This is a genomic window from Pseudomonas sp. ENNP23, from assembly GCF_001728945.1.
Lineage (GTDB): Bacteria > Pseudomonadota > Gammaproteobacteria > Pseudomonadales > Pseudomonadaceae > Metapseudomonas > Metapseudomonas otitidis.
This window is the reverse complement of record NZ_LYSP01000078.1, coordinates 1-9,898: the sequence shown is the minus strand read 5'-3', so window position 1 is coordinate 9,898 and position 9,898 is coordinate 1. Positions and strand designations below refer to the sequence as shown.

Here is a 9,898-nt window from a genome sequence, read left to right as displayed (position 1 = left end):
ATTGGAACTGGGAGGACGGAGACTGACTGTTTGTATTAGGGGGATTCCATCAGGCGCTTCCGATAGTCACGCGGGAAAATGAGCCAACGTGTTGTTGGCGCCGCCCGATGAGGGCGGGTTTGCCGCTCATGCCGGACCCCAGGCTGGGCTGAGCCTTATGCCAATCCCTCGCTCCGCCACACCCGCGCGGCGCTGTAGTGGAGGATGCCGTGGCGGCGGGCGAGGGCGGCGCGGTCCTTGTCGTAGCCGCCGCCGATCACTCCTACCACCGGAATGTCGCGGCCCAGGCAGTGGCGCATCACCGCTTCGTCGCGCCGGGCCAGGCCCGCGTCGGTGAGCTGCAGGTAGCCCAGGGTGTCGTCCTTGTGCACGTCGACGCCGGCGTCGTAGATCACCAGGTCCGGCTGGTAGAGCGGAAGCAGGTAGTTCAGCGCGTCGTCCACCACCTGCAGGTAGCCGTCGTCGGCCAGGCCCATGGGCAGGGGAATGTCCCAGTCGCTCTCGGCCTTGCGCGCGGGGAAGTTCTTTTCGCAGTGCAGCGAGACGGTGATGGCCTCCGGGGTGTCGGCCAGGATGCGGGCGGTGCCGTCGCCCTGGTGCACGTCGCAGTCGAAGATCAGCACCCGGCCGACCCACCCGGCTTCCAGCAGGTAACGGCTGATCACCGCCAGGTCGTTGAAGATGCAGAAGCCCGAGGGGAAGTCGTAGTGGGCGTGGTGGGTGCCGCCGGCCAGGTGGCAGGCCAGACCATGTTCCAGGGCCAGTTCCGCCGCCAGCAGCGAGCCGCCCACGGCGCGCACGGTGCGTCGGGCCAGGGCCTCACTCCAGGGCAGGCCGAGGCGGCGCTGGTCCTCCCGGGCCAGCTCGCCCTGCAGGTAGCGGGCGATGTAGTCCGGGCAATGGGCCAGGGCCAGCACCTCCGGCGGGCACAGGGGCGGGCGGTGCAGGGTGGCGTCTGTGGCGATGCCGCTGGCCACCAGGTGCTGGTACAGCAGGCGGAACTTCTCCATGGGGAAGCGGTGTTCCGGCGGGAAGGGCGGGCTGTAGTCGTCGTGGTAGACCAGTGGCAGATCCATCGGCGGGTTCTCGTGGCAGGGCGCGGCCGTATGATAGGCGCCTTTGCCCCAGCCCGAGAAAGCCCATGCCCGCCCCCGAGTTGCTGACACCCCGGCTGCGCCTGCGCCCCTGGCGCGACGATGACGCCCCGGCCTTTGCCGCACTGAACGCCGACCCGGCGGTGATGCGCCATTTCCCCGCCTGCCTGGACCGCACGGAAAGCGACGCCCTGGCCGCGCGCCTGGGCGAGCACGTCGAGGCCCACGGCTTTGGCCTCTGGGTGGTGGAGCAGCGCAGCGATGGCGCCTTCGTCGGCATGCTGGCGTTGCTGCACGTGGGCTTCGAGGCGCCCTTCACCCCGGCGGTGGAGATCGGCTGGCGCCTGCTGCCGCGCTTCTGGGGCCAGGGGCTGGCCGGCGAGGCGGCAGGCGCGGTGCTGGACTTCGCCTTCGCCACGCTGGGGCTGGAGGAGGTGGTGGCCTTCACCGTGCCGGCCAACCAGCCGTCCTGGATGCTCATGCAGCGGCTGGGCATGCGCCGCGACGAGGCGGGGGACTTCGAGCATCCGCGCCTGCCAGAGGGTCACCCCCTGAGGCGCCACGTGCTGTATCGCATCGGCCAGGCGGACTGGGCGGCGCGACGCTGAGGGCGGGCGTGCCGCCGGTCGCCTCTTTGGGCCTTGCACGGGGCACCCGCTGAAATGGCGTGAACATCGCCGATGTTTTCCCTCAACCCGGAGCGGCCGAACCTTTATCATTTGCCCCCGGCCGCGCTGCTCGGCCCACCCCGAACGATGAAGACCGCCGCACGGCCGATGCGGCGGCGTGCCTTGCTGAGGAGAACCCCATGACCCAGGTGCTCGACGAACTGGTCGCCCTGCTGAGCCTCGAATCCATCGAGGAGAACCTGTTCCGCGGCGTCAGCCAGGACCTCGGCTTCCGCCAGCTGTTCGGCGGCCAGGTGCTGGGCCAGTCGCTGTCGGCGGCGAGCCAGACGGTGGAGCCGGAGCGCCATGTGCACTCGCTGCATGGCTACTTCCTGCGCCCCGGCGACGCCAGCCTGCCGGTGGTCTACTCGGTGGAGCGGGTGCGCGACGGCGGCAGCTTCAGCACCCGCCGGGTCACGGCGATCCAGAAGGGCCAGCAGATCTTCACCTGCAGCGCGTCCTTCCAGCAGGACGAGGGCGGCTTCGAGCACCAGATCACCATGCCCGACGTACCGGGCCCGGAGAACCTGCCGAGCGAGCTGGAGCTGACCAAGCGCAATGTCCACCTGCTGTCCGAGCGGGTGCGTGACAAGTTCCTCTGCGCCAAGCCCATCGAGATCCGCCCGGTCAGCGCCAACAACCCCTACGACCCCAAGCCCGGCGAGCCGATCAAGCACGTCTGGTTCCGCGCCGATGGCTCGCTGCCGGACATCGCCGCGCTGCACAAGTACATCCTCGCCTACGCCTCGGACTTCGGCCTGCTGACCACCGCCATGCTGCCCCACGGGGTTTCGGTGTGGCAGAAGTTCATGCAGGTGGCCAGCCTCGACCACGCGCTGTGGTTCCACCGCGACCTGCGCGCCGACGACTGGCTGCTCTACGCCATGGACAGCCCCTGGTCCGGCAACTCCCGCGGGTTCTCCCGTGGCAGCATCTTCAACCGCGCCGGGCAACTGGTGGCCTCGGTGGCCCAGGAAGGCCTGACCCGCCTGCGCGAGGACTGGAAATGAACGCCCGCCAGGCGCGGCCGCTGGCCAGCTACCAGCACTGGGTATTCGACATGGACGGCACCCTGACGCTGGCCGTGCATGACTTCGCCGCCATCCGCCGGGCGCTGGACATCCCCCCGGAGGACGACATCCTCCATCACCTGGCCGCCCTGCCGGAGGCCGAGTCCCGCGCCAAGCACGCCTGGCTGCTGGAGCACGAACGCGAACTGGCCCTGGCCTCGCGCCCGGCCACCGGCGCGGTCCCACTGGTGCGGGCCCTGCATGAGCAGGGCGTGCGCCTCGGCATCCTCACCCGCAATGCCCGTGAACTGGCGCTGCTGACCCTGCAGGCCATAGGCCTGGATGACTGCTTCGCCCATGCCGACATCCTCGGCCGCGACGAGGCGCCGCCCAAGCCCCATCCGGGCGGGCTGCTGCACCTGGCCGAGCAGTGGACGGTGGCACCGGAGGAGCTGGTGATGGTGGGGGACTACCGTTTCGACCTGGACTGCGGCCGCGCGGCCGGTGCCGCCACGGTGCTGGTCAACCTGCCGGAGAATCCCTGGCCGGAACTGGCCGACTGGCACCTGCCCGATTGCGTGGCGATGCTCGACCTGTTACGGGCCGAGACGCTTCCCGCGCGCTGATCAGGCCCTAGAGGCGCGGCGCCGCGAAGGTGTCGCAGTGCTTCACCTGGCCGCTCTCGAAACCGGCCTTGAACCAGCGCACCCGCTGTTCCGAGGTGCCGTGGGTGAAGGCATCGGGGCGGACCTGGCCCCGCGCCTGGCGCTGCAGGCGGTCGTCACCGATGGCGCTGGCGGCGTTGAGGGCTTCCTCGACGTCACCCGGCTCCAGCCATTGCAGGCGCTTCTGTGCATGGTGCGCCCAGACCCCGGCCAGGCAGTCGGCCTGCAACTCCTGACGTACCAGCAGGCCGTTCGCGCCCTCCAGCCGTGCGCCCCGGCGGCGCGCCTCGTCGAGGCGAGCGGTCAGGCCCAGCACGGTCTGCACATGGTGGCCCACCTCGTGGGCGATGACGTAGGCCTGAGCGAAGTCGCCGGCGGCGGAGAAGCGCTGGCTCATCTCGCGGAAGAAATCCAGGTCCAGGTACACCTGGCGATCACCGGGGCAATAGAACGGGCCCACCGCCGAACTGGCGTGGCCGCAGGCGGACTCCACCGCGCCACTGAACAGCACCAGGCGCGGCTCCGGGTAGCTGCGCCCGGCCTGCTGGAACAGCACCTGCCAAGTGTCCTCGGTGTCGCCGAGCACGGCGCGGACGAACTCCACCTCCTGCTCGTCGCCCACCGGTGTGCCGCTGTGGGGCGGCGCGGTGGCCACCGAGGCCTGGCGCGCCACCTGGTCGAGGATGGTCAGTGGGTCTTCCCCCAGCAGCAGGCCGACCACCACCACCAGGGCCAGCCCGCCGAGGCCCAGGCCCTTGCCGGGCAGGCCGCTGCGGCGGGCGTCCACCAGGTTGTCGCTGCGTCTTGCGCGCTGCCAACGCATCGTTGCCTCCGCTGCAGTCAAACACCCAAGTCTTGTCGCCCGGCGCCGTGAGCGCCAGGTCGGTCGTCAGGCCAGCGTTTCAGGGGCGTGCAGCAAGGTGCCGCGTGCCAGCAGGTGCACGCCGCCGCCGACATGCACGTGGCCGTCGGCCTCGACGCGAACTTCCAGGCGGCTGGGGCGCTGCAGGAAGCGCCCCTGGGCGAGGGCGAAGGGTTCGCCCCGAGGCGCCAGGCCGCGCTCCACCAGCCAGGCGGCGACCGGGCCGGCGGCGCTGCCGGTGGCGATGTCTTCCACCAGGCCGGCCGGGTCCCAGGTGCGGCCTTCGCGGGCGTCCACGTCGATGAGGAACACGAAGGCCGCGCCGATGGCTGCCAGGTCGTCGTCCAGCAGGCGTTGCTGGCGGGCATTGGCGAGGCCGGCGGCGGTCACTGGCAACAACAGGTAGGGCAGGCCGGTGCTGACCACCCGGGGCGGGTGGCGGCGGTCCCACTGGCTGCTGAAGGCGGCGGCGAAGGCGTCGGCGGCCGTGGCGTCCAGTTCCTGGCCGAACCGGGCCGGCCCTTGGTCCATCTCCGCGTGGTAGCCGCCATTGGCCTGGCGGCGGGTTGTCAGTGGCACGTCGCGCTCGCCCAGGCGCAGCCGCCAGGTGGCGATGTCGGTGCGGGCATGCAGGTGATGGAGCAGGGCGGCGGCGCCGAGGATCGGGTGGCCGGCGAAGGGCAGCTCTTCTTCCAGGGTGAAGATGCGCGCGGAGAACAGGTCGGCCTCGGCGCTGGGCGCGAGGAAGATCGACTCGAACTGCCGCAGCTCCCGGGTCAGTGCCTGCATCGCCTCGCCGGAAAGCCCTCTCGCGTCGGCGAACACCGCTAGTCCGTTGCCGGCCAGCACCCGTTCGGCGAATACATCGACCTGCCAGTAATCCATTTTTCCTGCTCCTGAAATGCAGACGGCCGCCCCAAGTACACCTCTAGGAGCGGCCGCCATTGTGGGTAAGGGGCGGTCAGTGTGCCGGATATTCCGCCAGCACGCTCTCGCGGCCCTGGCTGTCGAGACCGACCACCTGGTAGGCGTCCTGGCGGTCGCCCATCTCCATGCCCGGAGAGCCGATGGGCATGCCGGGCACAGCGGCGCCGATCAGGTCGGCGCGCTCGCGCAGGCGCAGCACGTCGCGGGCGGGCACGTGGCCCTCGACGAACTTGCCGTCGATCACGCCGGTGTGGCACGAGCCCAGGCGGTGGGGGACGCCGAGGCGCTCCTTGACCGCGGCCATGTCGTTTTCCACGTGGTCGTTGACCTGCAGGCCGTTGTCCCGCAGGTGGCTGATCCAGGCCTTGCAGCAGCCGCAGTTGGGGTCGCGGTAGACGTCCAGGGTGACCGGGTCGGCGGCCTGGGCGAACAGCGGGGCAACGAGCAGGGGGAGCAGGTAGAGGCGCATGGGAGTTCTCCTGGCGGAAATCGGCGGAGCTTAGCGCCATGCGGGTCGTGGCGCGCGCCAAGGCTGTTACCGGATGTGCCGTTCAGCCCATGCGCCGGAGGGGAAAGTCCTGCAGCAGCAGGGCAATGGCCTGGTCCAGGTCGGTCTGCGCCAGGCTGTCCAGGGGCTGGCCGGCGAGGGCCTCGTAGAGCAGCCGCTCATCGAAGCCGTCGAACACCCGCAGGCTGAGGCCATCACCCTCCTGCGACCCCGGCAGGCCGTAGTACAGCGCCAGGTCGCCTTCCTGCTCGCGGTAGCGGTAGCCCTTGGCGTCCATGGCTTTGTGCACGGCGTTGTCCAGGCGCTGGCCGAAGGCAGCCTGCTCCGGCACCAGGCTGCCGCGCACACTGAAGGTCGTCGGGGCTGCCGCCGGGGGCGCGTCGCCGCTGCCTTCTGCCGTGGGGGCGAGGCTGGCCCCGAGCAGCATGGCGAGCAACGGCAGGCTCTGGCGCGGGGGCAGCATGGGTGTCTCCTCGGGTGGCTGGACTGTCCGCAGCCTAGTCCCGGCCCGTCTGGCCCGGCACCGTCCGATGGGTTGGCCGAACGATTCGCTGGGGGTGGATCTGTTGCCCGTTCCGTTACCGCAAGAGGGCAAGGCAATGGGGCTGGCCCGCGTGATCCTGGTGATCCAGGTGCCGGTATTCGCCGGCTTCGGGCTGGCATACCGGTTCCGTCCCTAGGAAGTGGCCAACCTCAACGGCATCTTGCTGACGGAGACGCCCTCTGTGAGCAACGTGCGCATCTACTGCGGTGGCCGGCAGATCGGCCTGGCGCTGTTCCTGCTGTGGGCATTGTGCGAGCGCGAGCGGATGCGCGCCGCGCTGGTGCTGCGGGTGCCGATGCAGGGCTGCCTGGCCCTGGCGCGCCTCGCCCGCCCCCCGCAGCAGGACTTGCCGACGAACGGCGAGCTGGACGACGCCCCAGCGGCGGCGGCGCGCCGGGGCGAAGGCCGCGACACACCGGCGCAGGGGCTCCCGGAAATGGCGCCCGGCGCGCCTGGAGAGCGCTGAACAGAGCCTCTGGGGCGACGTTACCCGTGCGCCGGGCAGGCCATGGAAAAGTGCCTATCCTTTGGCTTACACGCCGATGAGTGAGGTGCTCCCATGGATATAGAAACGCTGTTCGCCCAGCTCCATACCCTGCCCAGCATTCCCAAGGTGGCGCAGGACCTGATCCAGCAGTTCGACAACCCCACGTCCAGCCTCGACGCCGTGGCGCGCAACATCCAGTTGGACCCGGTGATCGCCGCCAAGGTGTTGCGCCTGGCCAACTCCGCACGCTTTCGCGGTGCCCGCGAGTCCACCAGCGTCGAGGATGCGGCCATGCGCCTGGGCTTCAACACCCTGCGCACCCTGGTCATGGCCTCGGCCGTCACCGGCGCGTTCAAGGCACCCACCAGCTTCGACCTCAAGGGCTTCTGGCTGCACAGCTTCCAGGTGGCCAGCATCAGCCGCCTGCTGGCCAAGCAGCGCGGGCTCGACCCGGACACCGCCTTCACCTGCGGGATGATGCATGACATCGGCGAACTGCTGATCCAGACCGGCGCGCCGGAGTTCGCTGAGCGCTTCAACAGCGGCAAGGGCGGCGCTGCCGGGCGGGCTGCCAACGAGACGCTGCAACTGGGCTTCGGCTACCCCGAGGTCGGCGCCGAGCTGGCGCGTCGCTGGCAGTTGCCGGTGGTGATCCAGCAGGCCATCGCCTACCAGGCCCGCCCCATGCAGGCCCCGGCAGAGGCCCAGTTGTCGCGCGTGCTGGCCCAGGCAGTGCTGGTCAGCGAAGCCCTGCAGGCCCATGGCGGCGCCACCGACGAGGCGCGCGTATCGCTGGACGGACCGTTGATGGAGGGGGTGGACCTGGTGGCGCTGTTCAACGCGCTGCCGGCCGTGCTGGAGGCGGACAAGGCGTTCGCCGAACTGTTGGGGTGAGTGCACGGATGCCGACGCTTGACGCGATGGGGCTGGCTGGAATAGTTTCCGCCCCCATGAACCCGAACACCTCGATGCCGCGCCAGCAGATTATTACCGCCATTCCGATCATGGCGGGGTAGCGATCATCGACCGGAAACCCGCCCTACGAGGCGGGTTTCTTCTTTCTGTCTCCAGGGTCCCAGCCAAGCCAGGAGACAGCATGAACCCTTCCCCCCTCGTCGAGGCCGTGCAACGGGCCGACCACCTGATCAACAGCGGGCGCTTCGATGCGCTGATGGACTTCTACACCGACGACGCCGTGCTGGTGGTGCGGCCGGGGCTGGAAGTCCAGGGACGCGAGCGCATCCGCCAGGCCTTCGACGGCATCGCCGCCCACTTCCAGCACAGCCTCTGGGTGACCCAGCGCGACCTGCAGGTGATGGAGACCACGGACACTGCGCTGGTGCTGGGCCGCGCGCGCATCCAGTGGCGGGCCACCGATGGCTTCCTCTCCTTCGTCGAGCGCAAGGCCACCTACGTGTTCCGCAAGGAGCCGGACGGCGCCTGGCGCTGTGCGGTGGACAACTCCTACGGCACCGCCCTGCTGGACGGCACCGCGCCGGAGGTGACGCCATGAGCGAGGCCCTGCTCAAGCACTACGTGCAGAAGATCCTCCGTGCGCCGGTCTATGACGTCGCCATCGAGACGCCCCTGCAACCGGCCCCGCGCCTTGCCGAGCGGCTCGGCAACCGGGTGCTGCTCAAGCGCGAGGACCTGCAGCCGGTCTACTCCTTCAAGATCCGCGGCGCCTACAACCGCCTCGTCCAGTTGGAGCCGGAGGCCCGGGCGCGCGGGGTGATCGCCGCCTCCGCCGGCAACCATGCCCAGGGCCTGGCCCTGGCGGCCCGCGAGCTGGGCATCGACGCCACCATCGTCATGCCGCGCACCACGCCGGAGCTGAAGGTCCAGGGCGTGCTGGCCCGGGGTGGTAAGGTGGTGCTGCATGGCGACGCTTTCCCCGAGGCCCTGGCCCATGCCAGGGCGCGTGTGCAGGCCGAGGGGCTGACCTTCATCCCGCCTTACGACGACCCCGAAGTGATCGCCGGGCAGGGCACCGTGGCCATGGAGATCCTGCGCCAGCAGCCTGGTCAACTCGACGCCATCTTCGTGCCGGTGGGCGGCGGCGGGCTGATCGCCGGCATCGCCGCCTACGTGAAGTACCTGCGGCCCGAGGTGAAGGTGATCGGCGTCGAACCGGACGATTCCAACTGCCTGCAGGCCGCCCTGGCAGCGGGCGAGCGGGTGGTGCTGGAGCAGGTGGGGCTGTTCGCCGACGGCGTGGCGGTGGCGCAGATCGGCGCGCACAACTTCGAGGTGTGCCGCGAGTACGTGGACGAAGTGATCACCGTCAGCACCGACGAGATCTGCGCGGCGATCAAGGACATCTACGACGACACCCGCTCCATCACCGAGCCCTCCGGCGCCCTGGCCGTGGCCGGGATCAAGCGCTACGTCGAGCGCGAGGGCGTGACGGGGCAGGTGCTGGTGGCCATCGACTCCGGCGCCAACGTCAACTTCGACCGCCTGCGCCACGTGGCCGAGCGCGCCGAACTGGGCGAGCAGCGCGAGGCGATCATCGCCGTCACCATCCCCGAACGGCCGGGCAGCTTCCGCGCCTTCTGCGAAGCGCTGGGCAAGCGGCAGATCACCGAATTCAGCTACCGCTACGACGACGGCGACCAGGCGCGGTTGTTCGTCGGCGTGCAGACCCACCCGCTCAACGACCCGCGCCAGGCATTGGTGGAGGGGCTGCGGCAGCAGGGCTTCCCGGTGCTGGACCTGACCGACAACGAGCTGGCCAAGCTGCACATCCGCCACATGGTCGGTGGCCGCGCCGTGGGCGCGCAGGACGAGCGCCTGCTGCGCTTCGAATTCCCCGAGCGGCCCGGTGCGTTGTTCAACTTCCTCGACAAACTGGGCGGGCGCTGGAACATCAGCCTGTTCCACTACCGCAACCACGGCGCCGCCGACGGCCGCGTACTGGCCGGGTTGCAGGTGCCGGAGGAACAGATGCACCAACTGCCCGCCGCCCTGGACGCCATCGGCTACCCCTGGTGGGACGAAAGCGACAACCCGGCGTACCGGTTGTTCGCCCGCTGAGCGGTCTTAGGGCGGGCTTCAGCCCACCTTCTGTAGCGGCAGCGGACTCGATCCCGGGCGTAGGGTGGACCGCGTTCCACCGGTCCACCATGCGGTT

General features: G+C 70.0%; 12 protein-coding genes. 7 read left to right on the top strand and 5 right to left on the bottom strand.

Features of this window, described 5'->3' with window-relative positions; all coding sequences use genetic code 11:
* Positions 1-155: 155 nt before the first annotated feature.
* The gene (locus tag A9G05_RS25720) at positions 156-1,076 is read right to left on the bottom strand and encodes a histone deacetylase (RefSeq protein WP_069563636.1); all 921 of its coding nucleotides are present in this window, start codon (positions 1,074-1,076) and stop codon (positions 156-158) included.
* 65 nt (positions 1,077-1,141) lie between these two features.
* On the opposite strand from A9G05_RS25720, the gene A9G05_RS25715 reads away from it, so the two are divergent.
* The 3 genes from A9G05_RS25715 to A9G05_RS25705 all read left to right on the top strand — a co-directional run bounded on the left by A9G05_RS25715 (position 1,142) and on the right by A9G05_RS25705 (position 3,398).
* On the top strand, positions 1,142-1,702 hold the full coding sequence (locus tag A9G05_RS25715) for a GNAT family N-acetyltransferase (protein ID WP_069563635.1): 561 nt from the start codon (positions 1,142-1,144) through the stop codon (positions 1,700-1,702).
* Between the two features lie 200 nt (positions 1,703-1,902).
* Positions 1,903-2,772, top strand: a complete 870-nt coding sequence (gene tesB / locus A9G05_RS25710; RefSeq protein WP_069563634.1) for an acyl-CoA thioesterase II — start codon at positions 1,903-1,905, stop codon at positions 2,770-2,772.
* Positions 2,769-3,398, top strand: a complete 630-nt coding sequence (locus tag A9G05_RS25705) for an HAD family hydrolase (RefSeq protein WP_069563633.1) — start codon at positions 2,769-2,771, stop codon at positions 3,396-3,398. The genes tesB and A9G05_RS25705 overlap by 4 nt, the downstream gene beginning before the upstream one ends.
* Before the next feature lie 7 nt (positions 3,399-3,405).
* Here the strand turns inward: A9G05_RS25705 and A9G05_RS25700 are convergent, their stop codons facing one another.
* The 4 genes from A9G05_RS25700 to A9G05_RS25685 all read right to left on the bottom strand — a co-directional run bounded on the left by A9G05_RS25700 (position 3,406) and on the right by A9G05_RS25685 (position 6,197).
* Positions 3,406-4,260, bottom strand: coding sequence for a neutral zinc metallopeptidase (locus tag A9G05_RS25700; RefSeq protein WP_069563632.1), 855 nt, complete (start codon positions 4,258-4,260; stop codon positions 3,406-3,408).
* Positions 4,261-4,326: 66 nt separating this feature from the next.
* On the bottom strand, positions 4,327-5,184 hold the full coding sequence (locus A9G05_RS25695; protein WP_069563631.1) for a PhzF family phenazine biosynthesis protein: 858 nt from the start codon (positions 5,182-5,184) through the stop codon (positions 4,327-4,329).
* Between the two features lie 76 nt (positions 5,185-5,260).
* Positions 5,261-5,695 carry a DUF411 domain-containing protein gene (locus A9G05_RS25690; RefSeq protein WP_069563630.1) on the bottom strand — a complete coding sequence of 145 codons (435 nt, stop codon included), beginning with the start codon at positions 5,693-5,695 and terminating at the stop codon, positions 5,261-5,263.
* A gap of 82 nt (positions 5,696-5,777) precedes the next feature.
* Complete coding sequence (locus A9G05_RS25685; RefSeq protein ID WP_069563629.1) at positions 5,778-6,197, bottom strand: DUF4136 domain-containing protein; 420 nt, start codon at positions 6,195-6,197, stop codon at positions 5,778-5,780.
* A 262-nt stretch (positions 6,198-6,459) separates the two neighbouring features.
* Between A9G05_RS25685 and A9G05_RS25680 the strand changes: the two genes are divergently transcribed.
* The 4 genes from A9G05_RS25680 to ilvA all read left to right on the top strand — a co-directional run bounded on the left by A9G05_RS25680 (position 6,460) and on the right by ilvA (position 9,801).
* Positions 6,460-6,744, top strand: coding sequence for a hypothetical protein (locus A9G05_RS25680; protein WP_170832295.1), 285 nt, complete (start codon positions 6,460-6,462; stop codon positions 6,742-6,744).
* Positions 6,745-6,837: 93 nt separating this feature from the next.
* The gene (locus tag A9G05_RS25675; RefSeq protein WP_069563627.1) at positions 6,838-7,659 is read left to right on the top strand and encodes an HDOD domain-containing protein; all 822 of its coding nucleotides are present in this window, start codon (positions 6,838-6,840) and stop codon (positions 7,657-7,659) included.
* A gap of 202 nt (positions 7,660-7,861) precedes the next feature.
* Positions 7,862-8,278, top strand: coding sequence for a DUF4440 domain-containing protein (locus tag A9G05_RS25670; protein WP_044410586.1), 417 nt, complete (start codon positions 7,862-7,864; stop codon positions 8,276-8,278).
* Between the two features lie 8 nt (positions 8,279-8,286).
* Positions 8,287-9,801, top strand: a complete 1,515-nt coding sequence (gene ilvA / locus A9G05_RS25665; RefSeq protein ID WP_069563637.1) for a threonine ammonia-lyase, biosynthetic — start codon at positions 8,287-8,289, stop codon at positions 9,799-9,801.
* Positions 9,802-9,898: the final 97 nt, after the last annotated feature.

Excerpts from the sequence above, each read along its gene's own strand:
- A9G05_RS25720 (WP_069563636.1), bottom strand. The coding sequence starts at position 1,076 with ATGGATCTGCCACTGGTCTACCACGACGACTACAGCCCGCCCTTCCCG.
- A9G05_RS25715 (WP_069563635.1), top strand. The coding sequence starts at position 1,142 with ATGCCCGCCCCCGAGTTGCTGACACCCCGGCTGCGCCTGCGCCCCTGG.
- tesB (WP_069563634.1), top strand. The coding sequence starts at position 1,903 with ATGACCCAGGTGCTCGACGAACTGGTCGCCCTGCTGAGCCTCGAATCC.
- A9G05_RS25705 (WP_069563633.1), top strand. The coding sequence starts at position 2,769 with ATGAACGCCCGCCAGGCGCGGCCGCTGGCCAGCTACCAGCACTGGGTA.
- A9G05_RS25700 (WP_069563632.1), bottom strand. The coding sequence starts at position 4,260 with ATGCGTTGGCAGCGCGCAAGACGCAGCGACAACCTGGTGGACGCCCGC.
- A9G05_RS25695 (WP_069563631.1), bottom strand. The coding sequence starts at position 5,184 with ATGGATTACTGGCAGGTCGATGTATTCGCCGAACGGGTGCTGGCCGGC.
- A9G05_RS25690 (WP_069563630.1), bottom strand. The coding sequence starts at position 5,695 with ATGCGCCTCTACCTGCTCCCCCTGCTCGTTGCCCCGCTGTTCGCCCAG.
- A9G05_RS25685 (WP_069563629.1), bottom strand. The coding sequence starts at position 6,197 with ATGCTGCCCCCGCGCCAGAGCCTGCCGTTGCTCGCCATGCTGCTCGGG.
- A9G05_RS25675 (WP_069563627.1), top strand. The coding sequence starts at position 6,838 with ATGGATATAGAAACGCTGTTCGCCCAGCTCCATACCCTGCCCAGCATT.
- A9G05_RS25670 (WP_044410586.1), top strand. The coding sequence starts at position 7,862 with ATGAACCCTTCCCCCCTCGTCGAGGCCGTGCAACGGGCCGACCACCTG.